Below are 17599 nucleotides of genomic sequence, written 5' to 3' on the forward strand. Positions count from 1 at the left end.
CTTGATTTCCGTTGAATGTTATAAAGGCCAAAAAGTCGCTGTATTTGGTTTAGGAAAATCAGGAATAGCTACAGCAAAAGTTTTGATTTCTTGTGGTACAGAAGTGGTTGCTTGGGATGATAATTATTCTAGTGTGGAAGCTGCTTGTAAAGAAAATATTCCCACAAAGAATTTGTATCATGAGGATTGGTCAGAATTTGTTGCGTTGATTTTAGCTCCTGGGGTACCTTTAATTTATCCAAGACCACATTGGGTTGTTGAAAAAGCGCGTCAAGAGAATATCGAAATTATCGGTGATATTGAGCTATTTGTTCGTGCACGTAATCTTTTTTTACAGCAACATGGTTTTAATGACCAGGATGTTCCATTTATTGCTATTACAGGTACAAATGGTAAATCAACAACCACCGCTTTACTTGCTCATCTTTTAGAAAGAATGGGTTATGATGTGCAAATGGGAGGGAATATTGGAACAGCAATATTAACGCTTAAGCCATTTGTAAAAAAACGTATCTATGTTATTGAATGTTCATCATTTCAAATAGAATTAGCTCCTTCTCTTCAGCCAACTGTTGGTCTTTTGTTGAATTTAACACCCGATCATATCGATCGTCATGGTAGCTTTGAACGTTATGTGCAGATCAAAAAATATGTCGTTTCTAGAGCTTCTCATGCTCTTATTTCAATTGATAGTTTGGTTTGCCGTGCTTTATATCAAAAGCTTCTCGATGAAGGTTATCAAATCGATCCGGTTTCTAAAGAGCATCTTGTTAAAAATGGTTTTTATGTAGAAGGGACAAAGCTTTTTTCTATTCGTCATGGGCAACATCATTTGCTCGCAGATTTGGTAAATATAACTTCGTTACGTGGAAGTCATAATGCGGAAAATGCTCTTATGGCTTTAGCAACTTTGCAGATATTAAAAATTACTACCTTAAATATAGAAGAGCATTTAGCAAGCTATTTAGGGCTTGCACATCGAATGCAGCAGGTATGCAAAATTGGATCTATTTTGTTTATTAATGATAGTAAGGCTACTAATGCAGAAGCCTCTGTTCCTGCATTGGCTACTTTTAATAATATTTTTTGGATTGTTGGAGGGCAGGCAAAAGAAGGTGGGATTGATGCTCTTAAAGGATTTTTTTATAAGATTCGTAAAGCGTATTTAATTGGTAATGCGGCAGAAAATTTTGCACGCATTATTGGCTATGCTTTTCCTTTTTCGATGAGTTTGACTTTAGAAAATGCAGTCCGTGAAGCGGTTAATGATGCAACCCGTGATATAAAGCAAGAACCTGTGATTTTATTTTCTCCAGCTTGTGCAAGTTATGATCAATTTAAGAATTATGAGGTACGTGGGGAGGCTTTTGTTTCTCTTGTTATGCAGTTAAAGAAGCAAGAATTGTAAAAAGTTATTTTACATTAGCAGTCGAAAATCTTTGTGAATGTAATTTAAACTTTAAAGCACTTAATCAAAGGTACTAGGAAAAGCACATTATTTTATTTTAGATGCGATTATAAAAGGTACAGTGAAAATGATGATAACTCGTGCAGATCGAAGCCCAATCTCTAATTGGTGGTGGACAATTGATCGCTCTATCTTTACTGCTTGTTTGATCCTTATGGGAATTGGTATCATGCTATCTTTTGCAGCTAGTCCCTCTGTTGCAAAAAAAATTGGTATTTCTGATAGTTTTTATTTTGTTCGTTGGCATATTATTTTTAGTATTCTTGCGTTTGTGACTGTGATCACTGTTTCTTTTTTTTCGCCTCGTAATATTCGTCGTTTATGTATTTTGTTATTTGTTGCAACGCTTGTACTTATGATTGCAACTTTATTGTTTGGTCTTGAGTTAAAAGGGGCACGGCGTTGGATTTCGGTATTTGGTATTTCTTTACAAGCATCGGAGTTTATGAAACCGGCTTTTATTATTATATCTGCTTGGCTTTTTTCGGAACAGGTACAGCGTAAAGGTATTCTTATTTATATGTTGGTTATTGCACTGTATGTGATTTGTTGTACGCTTCTTGTTTTGCAACCAGATATTGGTCAAACACTTTTAATAAGTGCAACATGGGGTGGCTTATTTTTTATTGCAGGTGTGCCTCTTATTATCATTTTCTTATTTCTTATTTTAGGTATTTTAGGGGGCTTTTTAGCTTATTTTTTTGTTCATCATGTACGTGAACGTATCAATGGTTTTTTAACAGGAGAAGGTAATACATTCCAGGTTGATGTAGGGCGTGAGGCTATTTTAAATGGTGGATGGTTTGGTCGAGGTCCTGGTGAGGGTACGGTGAAACGTATTATTCCTGATAGCCATACAGATTTTGTATTTTCTGTTGCAGCTGAAGAATATGGTATTATTTTTTGTTTATTGATTACAGCACTTTTTGGTTTTATTGTTATACGCTCTTTTTATATAGCATTAAATACTCGTGATATATTCACACGTTTTGGTATTACTGGCATAGCAATGATAATTGGTTTTCAATCAGCCATTAATATGGCAGTTAATCTTCATCTAATGCCTCCAAAGGGTATGACACTGCCATTTATTTCTTATGGTGGTTCATCTATGGTAGCGATTGCAATTTCGGTAGGTATTTTACTGAGTTTGACACGCCGTTGGCCAGAAGCGCGTATTTCAACTTTTCTTTCAACTTCTGTTCCGGATACTGCTGATGACGCATAAGAAAGTTATTGTTTTATCTGCTGGTGGTACAGGTGGGCATCTTTTTCCTGCTGAAGCGCTTGCTGTTGAATTGAGAGAGCGTGGATATGATGTTCATTTGATGACAGATAAAAGAGCTAAGCGTTTTGTACGCCATTTTGACGAGGAACACATTCATGTTATTTCATCAGCAACTTTTATAAGATATTGTTCTTTTGCATTTATAAAAACATTTTGGTATTTGCTGAAGGGAATGTTTCAGTCATGGATGCTTTTTTATAAATTGCGGCCTGTTCTTGTTGGTGGGTTTGGTGGTTATCCTACCTTTCCACCAGTTTTAGTTGCTACCTTAATAGGATATAAGACATTTATTCATGAGCAAAATGCTATTATGGGGCGTGCTAATAGATTATTGGCGTCTAGGGTCAATGCTATTGCCGGTGGTTTATTATCAGCGAACAGTGTTTATGCTCATAAAACATTCATGACAGGTAATCCTGTTCGTAAGGCTATTCTTCAAGCTGCGAAGATTCCTTATTGTCCTTCTACAGGCGAACAACCATTTCATTTTTTGGTTTTTGGTGGGAGCCAAGGAGCAGCTTTTTTTTCACAAGTTGTTCCTGGAGCAGTTGCCTTACTTGATCAAAATATACGGAAACGTTTACGCATTGTTCAGCAGGTTTATGATGAAACCATAGATCTTATGAAAATTTATCATGATATGGGAGTACAGGCAGAAATTGCACGTTTTTTTGATAATATGGCTGAACATATTGCTCAATCACATTTTATTATGTCACGTGCTGGTGCTTCAACAGTTTGTGAAATAGCTGTAATTGGTCGGCCAGCTTTATTTATTCCATACCCTTACGCTTTAGATCACGATCAAGCAGAGAATGCAGCTAAACTTTCTAAAATAGGAGGCGCACAGATTATAGTAGAAAAAAATTTAGATACGCGAATACTTGCTTCTCTCTTGACAAAAGTCTGTTGTGAGCCACACTTATTGGAAAAACAAGCACTATCTGCAAAAAAAGTTGGGCAACCTCACGCAACCGTTATTTTAGCAAATATGGTTGAGGCATTGATTCTAGAACGATCATTATTAGATATTAAAAAGGAGTTTTTTGATGAAAATGCCGCTTAATATTGGCCTTATTCACTTTGTAGGAATTGGAGGTATAGGTATGAGCGGAATTGCTGAAGTTCTTCATAATCTTGGTTATAAAGTTCAAGGATCCGATCAAACTTATAATGCAAATGTTGAGCGCTTACAAAATAAGGGAATTAATATTTGTATAGGGCATCGTGCTGAAAATTTAGGAGCAGCAGAGGTTGTTATTATTTCTACTGCCATTAAGAAAACAAATCCTGAATATATTGCTGCCCAAAAAAGGCACTTACCCGTTGTTAAGCGGGCAGAAATGCTTGCTGAGTTAATGCGTTTTCGTCGGACAATCGCTATTGGTGGTACGCATGGAAAAACAACGACTACGTCAATGGTAGCTGCACTTCTTGATGCAGGTCGTTTTGATCCAATAGTCATTAATGGTGGTATTATCAATGCTTATGGGACCAATGCACGTATGGGAGATGGGGATTGGATGGTGGTTGAAGCTGATGAAAGTGATGGGTCATTTTTAAAATTGCCGGCTGATATAGCTGTTGTTACGAATATAGATATTGAGCATTTAGACTATTATGGCAATTTTAATGCCGTACGTGAGGCTTTTCGGCAGTTTGTAGAAAATGTGCCTTTTTATGGTTTTACCGTTATGTGTCTTGATCATCCAGAAGTTCAGACGTTAGCTAGTCGTATTCATGATCGTTGGGTGATTACGTATGGTGCAAATCCACAAGCAGATGTTCGTTTTTTTAATCTTTCGATGGAAGGCCAAAAGGCGTATTTCGATATTCTTATTCGATCACGAAAAACAGGCGAAAAAATTGAAATCAACAATTTGATTTTACCAATGTCGGGGAAGCATAATGTTTCTAATGCTACTGCAGCGATTGCTATTGCACATGAACTAGGCATTTCACCTGAAGCTATAAAGAAAGGATTAGCAGAGTTTGAGGGTGTAAAACGGCGTTTTACGAAAACAGGGAGTTGGAATGGAGTTGAGATATTTGATGATTATGGGCATCATCCAGTCGAAATAAAAGCAGTTTTGCATGCAGCACGTGAGAGCGCAGAAGGAAACATCATTGCGGTTATACAACCCCATCGTTATACGCGCTTATATCATTTATTTGATGATTTTTCTACTTGTTTTAATGATGCTGATACAGTGATGGTTACACCTGTTTATGCAGCTGGTGAAGAGCCAATAGCTGGTTTTGATTCTAAAGAATTAGTCGAGCATATTCAGATGGCTGGCCACCGTGATGTGCGTCTGATTAATACTTTGGAAGATGTTGTATCTATTGTATCAACATTAGCTAAATCTGGTGATTATGTAGTTTTTCTGGGTGCTGGTAGCATCACACAATGGGCTTATGCATTGCCCAATCAATTAGTGGTACTTGATAACAATGATAAATTTTCAGCCAATTGATGGTGAAGCCTTGTTAAAGAAATTACAGCCGGTGTTGCGTGGTATACAGGGCAAATTAACACCCAATGTCGATATGCGTAAGGTGACATGGTTTCGCACTGGTGGACTCGCTGAGATTTTTTATCAACCTTCTGATGAAGCAGATTTAGTTTTATTTTTTCAATCTTTGCCTGAATCCATTCCTGTAACGATTGTGGGGATTGGTTCTAATCTTCTGGTACGTGATGGGGGTATCCCTGGTGTTGTTATTCGTCTTTCAGCAAAAGGTTTTGGGCAGTTGAAGCAAGTGTCATCGAAGCGCTTCTTAGTTGGTGCTGCGGTAGCGGGTAAGCATTTGGCAGCAGCAGCTTTAGAAGCGGAGCTTTATGGTTTTCATTTTTATCATGGTATTCCTGGTTGTTGTGGAGGAGCATTAAAAATGAATGCTGGAGCTAATGGTGTGGAAACTGCTGAGCGTGTTGTTGAAGTTTATGCGCTTGATCGTAAAGGACAACGTCATATATTGAGTGTGAACGATATACATTATTCTTATCGTTGTTGCGATGTTTCTGACGATTTTGTTTTTATTGCTGCCTTATTGGAAGGAGAGCAAGGGAATAGAAATTATATCCGTACGGCTATGGATGAAGTTACTCTTCATCGGCAGAAGGTGCAACCTATTCGTGAAAAAACAGGTGGATCCACTTTTCGTAATCCTGTAGGGACGTCTGCATGGCGTGTTATTGATGAGGCAGGGTGCCGTGGCTTAAGGATTGGTGGTGCTCAAATGAGTGAAATGCACTGTAATTTTATGATTAATATCGATCAAGCAACAGGTTATGATCTTGAAAAATTAGGTGAGACAGTACGTGCTCGTGTTTTTGCTCATTCAGGGTATTTATTACAGTGGGAAATACAACGTATTGGCCAGTTTGAACAAGGTCGTGTAGTCTCTTCTTTAAATCAAAATAATTGATTTTTTATATAATTAAAAAATTGAGTCATTTCAAAGAGATAAGAAAAAAATCTATTAAAAATCAATAAACTAACAGAGAAGCTCTTGCATCAAGCTCTTGAGTCTGATTCATTAGAGAAAACGCTAGGTTATTGATTCGCAAAGATAAATCTAGTTCTTTCCTATATATAGTATTTTTTATTTTTATATATTCTGTATTTAGTATATAAAGAAGGATAAGTTGTTATGAAAGGTAAACATATAGCTGTGTTGATGGGAGGGCTTTCATCAGAACGGTCTGTAAGTTTATCTTCTGGTTCTGCTTGTGCTGATGTTCTTGAAGCTCATGGTTATTATGTAACTCGTGTAGATGTTGATAGCCGTATTGCTTCTATTCTTGAGAAATTACAACCACATATCGTTTTTAATGCATTGCATGGTTTATTTGGTGAGGATGGATGTATTCAAGGCATTCTTGAATACTTGAAAATTCCTTATACGCATTCTGGAGTGATGGCGTCAGCATTAGCAATGGATAAAGGAAGGGCAAAAATTATTGCTGCTAGTGCTGGTGTTCCTGTTGCTCCTTCTTATACGATGAGCCGTTTTGCAATTGGATCAAAACATCCTTTAGAGCCACCTTATGTAATTAAACCTGTGCGTGAAGGATCAAGCTTTGGCGTTATTATCGTGAGTGGCGATGAAGCATTTCCACCTCATAATATTGCAAGCTCTGAGTGGATGCATGAAGATGAGGTAATTGTCGAAAAATATATTCCTGGTCGGGAGCTTACTTGCGCTGTTTTAGGTAATGAAGTTCTAGATGTCTGTGAAATTATACCTGATCGACATTTCCAGTTTTATAGTTATGATTCAAAATACAAGTCTGATGGTTCTATTCACATTTGTCCTGCACAACTTTCATTAAATATTTACCAAAAAGTGCAAAGAATATCTTTAGCAGCACATCAAGCGATAGGTTGTCGAGGTGTTAGTCGTTCTGATTTTCGTTTTAATGAAGAAACGGAAGAGCTGATTTGGCTTGAAATTAATACGCAGCCTGGTATGACGCCAACCTCTCTTGTGCCGGATATTGCAAAAGCAAGTGGTCGTACTTATAGCGACATTGTTAAATGGATAGTGGAGGACGCGTCATGTATGCGTTAAATGTTGGTAAAATAGGAGTTTTTAGGGTGCTATCAGTGCCAATTTTCCCACGTTTTTATCGTCGTTTTTTCCGATTTATATTGCAATTTTTATTTGTTGATATTCATGTGCCGCGTTATTTTGGTTCTTTTGCTGTTTTTTCTTTTTTCTTTCTTTCCTTATTTTATGGAATTGTTTTTAGCGGGCATATGAACAGAATTATAAGGCTTGTGACATTGAATTTTGGTTTTGTGATTACTCATGTTGATATGAGTGGTAATAAAAATATGACGGAACAATATGTTTTAAAGCTTTTAAGCCTTGATGTTTATCCATCAATTATTAGCTTTGATGTGGATAAAGCACGTTCTACTTTAGAACAACAGATTTGGGTTCAATCAGCTGATATTCGGAAAATTTATCCTAACCGAATCTGCATTTCAATAGTAGAGCGTGAGCCATATGCAATTTGGCAACATGATGGTGTAATGGATGTGATTGATGATACAGGGCGTATTATTTTACCATTTCAGGCAGGCTTAGTTCAGAATTTACCGCTTGTTGTTGGGCAGGGAGCGCAAAATGCAGCTAAGTTGTTTATTCAATCGTTATCAACATATTCGCAATTCCGTAATCGTATTCGTGCTTATGTGCGTGTAGGTGATCGGCGTTGGGATATTTTTTTAGAAAATGGGGTGCGTATTATGTTGCCTGAACAAGGTGCTATTGAAAGGCTTATTGCTCTTGTTGAGACGAATACGGCAAAGGATCTTTTTTCTCGTGACGCTTTAAGCATTGATTTACGTCTTTCTGATCGAATAACGATTGCTTTATCAGATGAAGTGTTAACACGGCATCGTGCTACGGTAATGGAAGAAGAACGTATTTTAAAGGAATTAAGAGAAAGGAGTATATAATGTTTTTGAAATCACATCATGGGAGGGGGCGCAAAACGCGTTTTCTAACAGTTCTTGATGTGGGTTCAAGTAAGGTTGTTTGTCTTATTGTTTGTTTACGTCCTTTGAAGTATCCGCAACATTTACATGGTCGTACACATTTTATGGAAGTCTTGGGTTTAGGTGTACAGCGCTCGTGTGGAATTAAATCTGGTGTTGTTATGGATATGCTTGCAGCGGAGCAATCAATACGTTTAGCTGTTAATGCTGCAGAGAAAATGGCTGGTTTGGTGGTGGATTCAGTTATTGTAAATTTTTCCTCAAACCGATTAAAAAGTACTTTTGTTAACGGTACGGTACATTTGGGTGGGCGTGAAGTTACTGCACGTGATATACGTATGGCATTGGCAAATGTTTCGCGTAAAGCTTTTGATGCTGAACGGCATATTATGCATTCAGTTCCAGTATCTTATGTATTGGATGGAGATAAAGGAATCTCTGATCCTGTTGGAATGGTAGGTGAATTGTTTGGGGTGGATGTGCATGTTGTTACAGCAGAAACAGCATCTTTACGTAATTTGGAAGCTTGTATTAATCGTGCTCATTTAAGCGTTGAGGCAATGGTCGCAACACCTTTTGCGAGTGGTCTCGCGGTTTTGATTAATGATGAGGCGCGTTTAGGAGCTGCATGTATTGATTTTGGTGCTGGAACAACAACATTTTCAATATTTTCTGAAGGAAAGTTTGTTCATGCAGATACACTTGCAATTGGTGGGCACCATATAACTCTTGACGTTGCACGGGGATTATCTATGTCTATTGAAGAAGCAGAGCGTTTAAAAGTTATATATGGTTCAACACTTTCAGAAAGTACTGATGCTCATCATATGATTAATGTCGCTGAAATTGGAAATGAGCAAACTCAATATCCATGTGCAGTTCTTGGTCGTATCATTCGGGCGCGTGTTGAAGAGATATTAGAAATGATTCGTGATTGTTTGAATTGTTCTGGGTTCAGTCATATTGTTGGTAAGCGTATTATTTTAACTGGAGGAGCAAGCCAGTTAACTGGGTTACCAGAGATGGCCCGGAATATATTAGGGAGAAATGTTCGTATAGGGCGGCCTTTAGGTATTTCTAGGCTTCCTTCTCCTGCAAAGGGAGCGGCGTTTTCATCTGCTGTTGGATTGTTAATCTATCCGCAACTAGCGGGTTTCGAAGAAAAAACAGTTCACACGACAGTGAGACAGTTATCAACCGGCACAGGTGGATATTTTCAACGTGTTGGTCAGTGGTTGCGTGAGAGTTTTTAGTAAGTCTATTTGGGTATTAATTTTCATCGCTTTGGCTTGCGGTGTTTTATGAGAAGGAAAAAAACATGACAATTAATCTGCACCGGCCAGATATTGCGGAATTAAAGCCACGTATTACCGTTTTTGGTGTTGGCGGTGGTGGCGGAAATGCCGTAAATAATATGATAAATGCTGGCCTTCAGGGGGTTGACTTTGTTGTTGCTAATACAGATGCACAGGCTTTAGCTATGTCAAAAGCTGAACGTGTGATCCAACTTGGTGCAGCAGTAACAGAAGGTTTAGGTGCTGGTGCTTTACCAGAAGTTGGTCGGGCTGCTGCGGATGAATGTATCGATGAAATTATCGATCATCTTGCAGATTCTCATATGGTTTTTATTACAGCGGGTATGGGTGGAGGTACGGGAACCGGAGCTGCACCTGTTGTTGCTAATGCAGCGCGTGAAAAAGGTATTTTGACTGTTGGTGTTGTGACGAAACCTTTCCAATTTGAAGGTGCACGTCGGATGAAGACAGCAGAAGCTGGCATAGAAGAATTACAAAAATCGGTTGATACCTTAATTGTTATTCCGAATCAAAATCTTTTTCGTATTGCGAACGAGAAAACAACATTTTCTGATGCTTTTGCTATGGCTGATCAAGTTCTTTATTCTGGTGTTGCTTCTATTACGGATTTGATGATTAAAGAGGGGCTGATTAACCTTGACTTTGCAGATGTTCGTTCTGTTATGCATGAAATGGGTCGTGCAATGATGGGAACTGGAGAGGCGTCTGGTGATGGACGTGCTTTAGCTGCTGCTGAGGCTGCTATTGCAAATCCATTGTTAGATGATACTTCTATGCGTGGAGCTCGCGGTCTTTTGATTTCCATTACGGGTGGTCGTGATATGACCTTATTTGAAGTGGATGAGGCGGCTAATCGTATTAGGGAAGAAGTTGATGCTGATGCAAATGTTATCTTTGGTGCCATTGACGATGAGTCACTTGAGGGTGTTATTCGTGTATCGGTGGTTGCTACTGGTATTGATCGTGAAATTAATGACGTAATACAGCCTTCACATCCTAAATTTCATCGGCCTGCGGCTTCAATACGTAAAAATGATGGTGGAGTAACGCAGACTACTTCTCAATCATCATCATTGCGTTCTGAAGCAATGGTAGAAGTTATAGAAGCGCTAGAAGTAGAAATGAAACAGCCAATTGAAGAGCCATTTTGCCCAAAAAGTCAATTTTTTGTGCAAGCTTCAGATACATATACTCCGCGAACTGTAAATGCTGCTCCTTATGGGCAAAATGTACATGGAAGGACATCAAATGCATTACGTATGCAAGTTGGTTGTGTTTCTCAACAGCCTATGGCTAAAGCAGTGAGTATGGAAGCAACAGCACATGTTCTTGATGACAAGGCTGGAATTGTAGAACAGAAAAAAAAACAAGTGCAAACGCAACCTTATTCAATGCCAGTGCGTATGCCTGAGTTAAAAGATTTTCCATCTTCTGTTCGTACTCAAAGTGCAAATTTTTCTAATATCGATCAAGGACCACGTAATCTTTGGCAGCGTTTGAAACAAAGTTTGACGTATCGTGAAGAAACTGAACCAGAAGCTCGATTAGAACCTGCTGTCAATTCTTCTTCGCGTAAAGATTTGCATATTTCTAGTGCAAATTCTCAGGAACTTTCTCAAGATATTTCTGTTTATATGCCGCGTCATTCTACCGAGTTACAGCAACATGCACCGCAAGATCAAAACATTTGTGTCAATGAAGAGGATGAATTGGAAATACCAGCGTTTTTGCGTCGTCAAGCAAATTAATGTATAGAAAAATTAAAAGAAGAAAGCTCTATATTTCTATCCATAATACAATGGAAGCTTTATTATAGTGAAACTTATGGAGTTTTATAGAAAATAATAAACCCATTCATTAGATGGGTTTATTATTTCTTGTAAAGATAATTTTTGATAATCTTATGAGGATTCCAAAAAGTTATTATGACTATTAATGAAGTGGTATGATTAATTGGAACAGAAATATCAATCGACTCTTAAAGATACATTAATATTTGAGGGACGTGGTGTTCATAGTGGACATTTATCTGTCATGAAGATTGGTCCAGCTGATATTGAGTGTGGTATTATTTTTAAGCGTTATAGCATAGATGGGAAGGAGCAAATATTTCCAGCGCATGCATCGCAAATCGGAGCAACTGAATTATCAACAGTGCTTGGACATGGAGATACAAGAGTTGAGACAATTGAACATTTGATGGCGGCAATTGCTGCGTATGGTCTCGATAATCTCATCATTAAGGTATCAAGTAATGAAGTGCCTATTTTGGATGGTGCTTCATGGCAGTATTGTAAAGGTTTTGAAAAAGTAGGTATCATTCAGCAGACAGCATTGCGATCTTATTTTGTTATAAAAAAACCAGTACGTGTTGAAACAGCAAATGGTATGGCTGAATTTTTTCCATTTAATGGGTGTCGTTTTGATGTTACAATTTCTTTTCCTACTCCTGTTATTGGCAAACAACACTTGAGTTTTGATCTTACTGCACAAGGGTTTAAAGATGATTTATCTTGTGCGCGCACTTTTGGTTTTGTTAAGGATGTGGAAAAATTATGGTCTTCCGGAAAAGGAATAGGCTCTTCTTTAGAAAACTCTCTTATTATTGGTCTTAATGATCAAATTATTAATCCAACTGGCACTTATTTTGAAAATGAATTTGTTCGACATAAAATGCTTGATGCTATTGGTGATACTGCTTTACTTGGTGCGCCTTTTATTGGATTATTCCGTTCTTATTGTAGTGGACATGCGCTTAATTCAAAATTAGTTAAGGCTGTTTTACAGGACGAATCGTGTTACGAAAAAGTAATATTTAAATAGAATAAAAATAAAATTTAAAAACTTTATTTTAGTTTGATATAACTTAAAAGCGAATGATAAATCTAGAGTATATAAATTCTGGTAGTTGGTTTAAAAGTGATATGATATAAAATTTAAAGAGTATTTTTTTGTAAAATGACATTTTCTGGAGGCTGAGAAACTATGAAAAAACCTGATAAGTATATTGGGAATATAGTGCATAGAAAATTGACCATTGTACGCAAAGTCTTTATTGGGATTCTTTTAGGAGGAATTTGCTTTTTAGCGGGCTGTTTAGGTAAGGGAAAAAATATCTTCGATCCATCTATGCATGTTTTAAAAATAGATCCGCCAGATGTTTTATATAATCAAGCGCTTGCTAATCTTGATGTAGGGCGGCTTAGTGAAGCAGCAAAAAAGTTTGCTGTTATTGAAAAACAATATGCTTACACTGAGTGGGGTCGTAAATCCTTAATAATGGGTGCTTTTACAAATTATCGGTTGGCTAAATATGATGATGCAATTAGTATGGCACAGCATTATATTTCTCTTTATCCGCTGGCGGATGATTCTGCTTATGCTTACTATATTATTGGTCTCTCTTCTTTCCGTCGAATTCCTGATGTTACGCGTGATCAGCAGGATACTAAGCGTGCTATTGCCGCTATGCAGCTTTTGATAGAGCGCTATCCGCAATCAGAGTATGTCAGCGATGCTAAGGCTAAAATACGTTTTGGTCGAGAGCAATTAGCTGGTAAAGAAATGCAGATTGGTCGTTATTATGAAGAAGGTCGGCAATATTTAGCAGCAAGTAAAAGATTTCGTACTGTGATTGAAGAGTATCCAGATACAAATCAGATTGAAGAAGCACTTTTCCGATTGACAGAAGTTAATTTTGCTCTTGGTTTAATTATGGAAGCGCAAACGGCAGCAGCTATTTTAGGACGAAATTATCCAGAAAGTAAATGGTATAAATTTTCTTATGATTTACTGCAAAAAAATAGTATATCGCCTAAAGAGCATAAATCTTCTTGGATTTCTCGTGCTTTGAGTGGTAATAAGAGTAAGGTGAATTGATTTCATATGCTGGTGCAGCTTTCGATTCATAATATTGTTTTGATCGAAAGACTTGATATTTATTTTACAGAAGGTTTGTCAGTTTTAACTGGAGAAACTGGAACAGGGAAATCTATTCTACTTGATTCTCTATCATTAGCTCTTGGTGGACGTGGAGATTCGTCCCTTGTGCGTTATGGTATGACACAGGGACAAGTAACAGCTGTTTTTAACGTCCCTGTTTCACATCCTGTGCGCCGGCTAATATATGAGAATGGTTTTAATGATGAAGGTGATATCGTTCTAAGGCGTGTACAGTCGAGTGATGGTCGTAGTCGTGGTTTCCTGAATGATCAAGTGATTAGCGTTGCACTGATGCGCAGTATTGGCCGTATGTTGGTTGAAATTCATGGGCAACATGATGATCGTGCGTTTGTTGATATTGGTACACATCGTCAATTATTAGATGCTTTTGGTGGCCTTGAAAGTGAAGTGGAAAATTTGCGTGAATGCTATCGCATATGGCATACATTAAAAGAACGTGTGCAACAACAACGTGTTAAAGTCGAGGATGCTGCACGTGAAGTTGATTATCTTCGTGCAAGTGTAGAAGAACTTGATAAATTTGATTTCAAAGTTGATGAAGAAGATACTTTGTCTCTTCGTCGTGCTGATATGCTTAAATTAGAAAAGATAGCAACGGATATTAGAGAGGCTGATGATCTCTTAGGAGGTTCGAAATCACCAATCCCTGTTCTTGCCAATTTGGTAAGACGTTTGGAGCGGAAAATTCCTGAGGCACAGGCTTTGATTACACCTGTAGTGAAGTCTATTGACGATGCGTTGCATGCACTCGCAACGGCACGTGATGGTATCGAATCTGCAATGCAAGCATTGGATTTTGACACTAACGAATTGGAACGAATAGAAGAGCGTCTTTTTGCACTTCGAGGTTTTTCTCGTAAATACCATGTTTCTGGAGATGAACTTGCCCAGTTACGCGATAAAATGTGTGCTGAAATTGCTGATTTTGATTCTGCTCAAGCAACATTAGTTCATTTAGAGACTGAGGCTCGAAAAGCGCAAAAAGATTATGACATATTGGCACAAGCGCTTTCGATAAAACGTCAAGAAGTAGCGCGTCGTTTATCTGCAAGTGTTATGGATGAGTTACCAGCGTTGAAATTGGAGAAAGCAGAATTTATCGTTGAAATGCAGAGTGATGCTGAAAAATATAGTCCAGATGGTATAGATCGTGTTGAATATTGGGTGCGCACAAACCCTGGAACACGAGCAGGGCCGATATTAAGTGTGGCTTCTGGTGGTGAATTGTCTCGTTTTTTGTTGGCATTGAAAGTTGTATTAGCTGATCGTGGATCAGCGCCAACATTGGTTTTTGATGAAATTGATACAGGTGTTGGTGGAGCTGTTGCTGCTGCAATTGGCCAGCGGTTGCTGCGTTTATCAAAAAATATTCAAGTTTTTGCTGTCACACATGCACCACAGGTAGCATCTAAAGCCCATAATCATTTTCTTATTTCAAAGGTTGAAAGCGGTGATATAGGATGCTTTTTTACGAGTATTAATAAAATAGAAAATCATGAACGCGCAGAAGAAATTGCACGCATGTTAGCAGGAGAACAAGTTACTGAAGAAGCACGTGCAGCAGCTCAAAAGCTTTTAACACAGGTATAATTAAGAAGTAATGAAAATACTAATAAACATATGTTTATTTAAATTCTCTTTATAATAATTAGTGGAATTTGTGTATGGTCAGCACTCAAGATTTGGAATAGAATTTATGGCCAAGAATGTGATTAAAAACTTAACTGCTCTTGAAGCAGCAGGTGAGTTGGAATGGTTGGCAAAAGAAATTGCACGTCATGATGTGCTTTATCATCGTGATGATCAGCCTGAAATTTCTGACGCAGAATATGATGCTCTTCGTCGTCGTAACGAGGAAATTGAAGCTCTCTTTCCTGAATTAATTCGTGCGGATTCTCCTTCATCTAAAATTGGTGCACCGATTTCTGAAAAGTTTGAAAAATCTATTCATGCACAGCCAATGCTGTCTTTAGATAACGCATTTAATTTTAAAGATGTCAGTGAATTTATTGAACGTATTCGTCGTTTTTTACGATTTCCAGAAACACAGATAATAGAAATGACAGCTGAGCCGAAAATTGATGGTTTATCTTTATCTTTACGCTATGAGGCAGGAAAGCTTGTACGTGCTATAACGCGTGGAAATGGATATATAGGTGAGAATGTCACTACAAATGCGCGAACAATTGCTGATATTCCACAGATTTTACAGGGTAAATTTCCTGATATTATTGAGGTGCGTGGTGAAGTTTATATGGGACAGAAAGATTTCCAGCTACTCAATATTAGCCAACAGAAAGAAGGGAAGTTAACTTTCGCAAATCCTAGAAATGCAGCAGCTGGTTCTTTACGTCAGCTTGATTCACAGATAACCGCTAGCAGAAATCTTAAATTTTTTGCTTATGCTTGGGGTGAAGTGAGTGAAATGCCTGCTGAAAGCCAAATAAAAATGATAGAAAAGCTTAAAGAATATGGCTTTATTATTAATCCATTAACAAAAGTTTTTGAAAAAGTAGAAGATCTTATTTCATATTATCATTCTATTGAAAAATGTCGTCAATCATTAGATTATGATATTGATGGGATTGTTTATAAAGTTAATGATTTAATGCTTCAAACGCGTTTGGGGTTTGTCTCTCGTTCGCCACGTTGGGCAATTGCGCATAAATTTCCAGCAGAAAAAGCTATAGCACTTTTAGAAGATATTGATATTCAGGTAGGTCGAACTGGTGCATTAACTCCTGTTGCTCGTCTTACACCTATTACTGTAGGTGGGGTTGTTGTTACAAATGCAAGTTTGCACAATGAAGACTATATTAAAGGAATCGGTCATAAGGGTGAGCTAATTCGTGAAGGACGTGATATTCGTGTGGGCGATACTGTGATTATACAACGTGCTGGCGATGTGATTCCCCAGATTGTTGATGTTCTTGTTGAAAAGCGTCCAAAAGATACTCCTACTTTTATTTTTCCTCACGTGTGTCCTGTTTGTGGAAGTCATGCTGTTCGTGAAGAGGGTGAAGCGGTTCGTCGGTGTACGGGTGGGCTTATTTGTTCAGCGCAAGCAATTGAGCGTATTTGCCATTTTGTTTCGCGCAATGCCTTTGATATTGAAGGATTTGGTAGAAAACAGGTGGAATTTTTCTTTCATATTCAAGATAAAACGCTTTGTATTCATTCGCCAGCGGATATTTTCACTTTACAACGACGTCAAGAAAATTCTTTGAGACGTTTGGAAAATATGGAAGGTTTTGGAGTTATTTCAGTTCGTAAACTTTATAATGCTATTAATGCTCGCCGTGAAATTTCTTTAAGTCGTTTTTTGTTTGCGTTAGGCATTCGTCACATTGGTGAGGTTAATGCTCAACGTCTTGCTCGTGCTTACCAAAATTATGCTGCTTTTGAAACCGCGGCGATGTCAGCCATTATGCCGAGTGGTAAAAACATTGAAGGTAATGAGATGTGGATCGAATTAACCAATATTGAGGGAATCGGTTCTCGTGTTGGTGAAGCAATTATTGATTTTTATCAAGAGGCGCATAATCGCAAAGTTTTATTGGCCTTGCTTAAAGAAGTAACTCCTCTTCATGAAATGCCTGTGGCAATAGATTATTCGCCAATAGTAGGGAAAATTATTGTTTTTACAGGAACTTTGGAGCATATGTCGAGGGATGAAGCAAAGTCCTTAGCAGAACGGTTAGGTGCTAAAACATCCAATTCTATTTCTAGAAAGACTGATCTTCTTGTTGCAGGTTTTGGAGCAGGATCGAAACTAACTAAAGCACAGCAATTAGGTATTGAGGTTTTGGATGAAAAAAACTGGCTCAAGTTGATTGATGGACATTATATTTAGGGGTTTCATTTCAAACAATAATTCCCATATAGAAATAATGTATTTTAATACTAATAGAATTTTTATACGTCTCTTTTTGCAGATCTGTACTTAACTTATATTTTGTATTTTATTATATATTTCGATACCAAATCATTCTTGATACGGCCAATTTTTGTAGATTTTTAACAAAACTGACAAAAAGTTTCAGATATATAG

General features: G+C 37.7%; 13 protein-coding genes. All 13 read left to right on the forward strand.

Annotated features, from left to right (window positions below; genetic code table 11):
- Position 1 precedes the first annotated feature (1 nt).
- The 13 genes from murD (at position 2) to ligA (ending at position 17401) form a co-directional block, all read left to right on the forward strand.
- Entirely contained in the window at positions 2-1408 is a 1407-nt protein-coding gene (gene murD, locus M4Z11_RS06505; protein ID WP_249677732.1) for a UDP-N-acetylmuramoyl-L-alanine--D-glutamate ligase, read from the forward strand.
- Positions 1409-1538: 130 nt separating this feature from the next.
- Positions 1539-2696, forward strand: coding sequence for an FtsW/RodA/SpoVE family cell cycle protein (locus tag M4Z11_RS06510; protein WP_249677756.1), 1158 nt, complete (start codon positions 1539-1541; stop codon positions 2694-2696).
- Positions 2686-3822 carry an undecaprenyldiphospho-muramoylpentapeptide beta-N-acetylglucosaminyltransferase gene (murG, locus tag M4Z11_RS06515; RefSeq protein WP_249677734.1) on the forward strand — a complete coding sequence of 379 codons (1137 nt, stop codon included), beginning with the start codon at positions 2686-2688 and terminating at the stop codon, positions 3820-3822. The genes M4Z11_RS06510 and murG overlap by 11 nt, the downstream gene beginning before the upstream one ends.
- A complete protein-coding gene (gene murC / locus M4Z11_RS06520) occupies positions 3806-5233 on the forward strand; it encodes a UDP-N-acetylmuramate--L-alanine ligase (RefSeq protein WP_249677735.1) in 1428 nt (475 codons plus the stop codon). Before murG ends, murC begins: the two co-directional genes overlap by 17 nt.
- A complete protein-coding gene (gene murB / locus M4Z11_RS06525) occupies positions 5211-6188 on the forward strand; it encodes a UDP-N-acetylmuramate dehydrogenase (RefSeq protein ID WP_249677737.1) in 978 nt (325 codons plus the stop codon). Before murC ends, murB begins: the two co-directional genes overlap by 23 nt.
- Before the next feature lie 225 nt (positions 6189-6413).
- Entirely contained in the window at positions 6414-7334 is a 921-nt protein-coding gene (locus tag M4Z11_RS06530; RefSeq protein WP_249677738.1) for a D-alanine--D-alanine ligase, read from the forward strand.
- Positions 7322-8230: a cell division protein FtsQ/DivIB gene (locus M4Z11_RS06535; protein WP_249677740.1), complete on the forward strand. Its 909-nt coding sequence runs from the start codon at positions 7322-7324 to the stop codon at positions 8228-8230. The genes M4Z11_RS06530 and M4Z11_RS06535 overlap by 13 nt, the downstream gene beginning before the upstream one ends.
- Positions 8230-9522, forward strand: coding sequence for a cell division protein FtsA (ftsA, locus tag M4Z11_RS06540; protein ID WP_249677742.1), 1293 nt, complete (start codon positions 8230-8232; stop codon positions 9520-9522). The genes M4Z11_RS06535 and ftsA overlap by 1 nt, the downstream gene beginning before the upstream one ends.
- Before the next feature lie 65 nt (positions 9523-9587).
- On the forward strand, positions 9588-11333 hold the full coding sequence (ftsZ, locus tag M4Z11_RS06545) for a cell division protein FtsZ (protein ID WP_249677744.1): 1746 nt from the start codon (positions 9588-9590) through the stop codon (positions 11331-11333).
- A 205-nt stretch (positions 11334-11538) separates the two neighbouring features.
- Entirely contained in the window at positions 11539-12408 is an 870-nt protein-coding gene (gene lpxC / locus M4Z11_RS06550; protein ID WP_249677746.1) for a UDP-3-O-acyl-N-acetylglucosamine deacetylase, read from the forward strand.
- A gap of 162 nt (positions 12409-12570) precedes the next feature.
- Positions 12571-13464: an outer membrane protein assembly factor BamD gene (locus M4Z11_RS06555; protein ID WP_249677748.1), complete on the forward strand. Its 894-nt coding sequence runs from the start codon at positions 12571-12573 to the stop codon at positions 13462-13464.
- A 6-nt stretch (positions 13465-13470) separates the two neighbouring features.
- Positions 13471-15138 carry a DNA repair protein RecN gene (gene recN / locus M4Z11_RS06560; protein ID WP_249677750.1) on the forward strand — a complete coding sequence of 556 codons (1668 nt, stop codon included), beginning with the start codon at positions 13471-13473 and terminating at the stop codon, positions 15136-15138.
- 106 nt (positions 15139-15244) lie between these two features.
- The gene (gene ligA, locus M4Z11_RS06565; RefSeq protein WP_249677752.1) at positions 15245-17401 is read left to right on the forward strand and encodes an NAD-dependent DNA ligase LigA; all 2157 of its coding nucleotides are present in this window, start codon (positions 15245-15247) and stop codon (positions 17399-17401) included.
- Positions 17402-17599: the final 198 nt, after the last annotated feature.

This window comes from Bartonella bilalgolemi (assembly GCF_023500045.1).
Taxonomy (GTDB): domain Bacteria; phylum Pseudomonadota; class Alphaproteobacteria; order Rhizobiales; family Rhizobiaceae; genus Bartonella; species Bartonella bilalgolemii.

What these genes read in the sequence shown, in the direction of transcription:
- M4Z11_RS06535 (WP_249677740.1), top strand. Translation starts at nt 7,322, where the DNA reads ATGTATGCGTTAAATGTTGGTAAAATAGGAGTTTTTAGGGTGCTATCA.
- M4Z11_RS06530 (WP_249677738.1), top strand. Translation starts at nt 6,414, where the DNA reads ATGAAAGGTAAACATATAGCTGTGTTGATGGGAGGGCTTTCATCAGAA.
- ligA (WP_249677752.1), top strand. Translation starts at nt 15,245, where the DNA reads ATGGCCAAGAATGTGATTAAAAACTTAACTGCTCTTGAAGCAGCAGGT.
- murB (WP_249677737.1), top strand. Translation starts at nt 5,211, where the DNA reads ATGATAAATTTTCAGCCAATTGATGGTGAAGCCTTGTTAAAGAAATTA.
- M4Z11_RS06510 (WP_249677756.1), top strand. Translation starts at nt 1,539, where the DNA reads ATGATAACTCGTGCAGATCGAAGCCCAATCTCTAATTGGTGGTGGACA.
- ftsA (WP_249677742.1), top strand. Translation starts at nt 8,230, where the DNA reads ATGTTTTTGAAATCACATCATGGGAGGGGGCGCAAAACGCGTTTTCTA.
- murG (WP_249677734.1), top strand. Translation starts at nt 2,686, where the DNA reads ATGACGCATAAGAAAGTTATTGTTTTATCTGCTGGTGGTACAGGTGGG.
- murC (WP_249677735.1), top strand. Translation starts at nt 3,806, where the DNA reads ATGAAAATGCCGCTTAATATTGGCCTTATTCACTTTGTAGGAATTGGA.
- M4Z11_RS06555 (WP_249677748.1), top strand. Translation starts at nt 12,571, where the DNA reads ATGAAAAAACCTGATAAGTATATTGGGAATATAGTGCATAGAAAATTG.
- recN (WP_249677750.1), top strand. Translation starts at nt 13,471, where the DNA reads ATGCTGGTGCAGCTTTCGATTCATAATATTGTTTTGATCGAAAGACTT.
- ftsZ (WP_249677744.1), top strand. Translation starts at nt 9,588, where the DNA reads ATGACAATTAATCTGCACCGGCCAGATATTGCGGAATTAAAGCCACGT.